Raw genomic sequence first — 278 nt, 5'->3', positions numbered from 1 at the left:
GGGCCCGTCACGCTGGAGCCTGGTGAGGCCGCGCAGATTGACATTTCATTTGCGGCAGAAAAGAGTGCCGAACGCTTTACCGCAAGCTGCACTGTCTCCGGTAAAGAAAGCCGGAAGACATGTGCGGAAGGAGAAATAAGCAGATATACAGAGGCACCCATAAAAAAATCATATGACGTTGAGCAAATGAAGTCGCATGCACAAAAGGTGGCGCCGGATGTCATTTCCCGTCTGTACGATTCGGTTGCCGACTTCACGATAGGCCCGATGCTGAAAAC

1 protein-coding gene is annotated in these 278 nt (G+C 51.8%); it reads left to right on the top strand.

Annotated elements, in window-relative coordinates; genetic code table 11:
* Positions 1–278 (top strand): hypothetical protein (locus tag SB658_RS23470; RefSeq protein ID WP_410602695.1); only part of this gene is annotated, 278 nt, incomplete at both ends.

This window comes from Bacillus sp. SIMBA_008, assembly GCF_046535495.1.
GTDB lineage: Bacteria > Bacillota > Bacilli > Bacillales > Bacillaceae > Bacillus > Bacillus subtilis.
The sequence above is the reverse complement of the archived record's forward strand: the minus strand, read 5'-3'. Positions and strand labels throughout refer to the sequence as shown.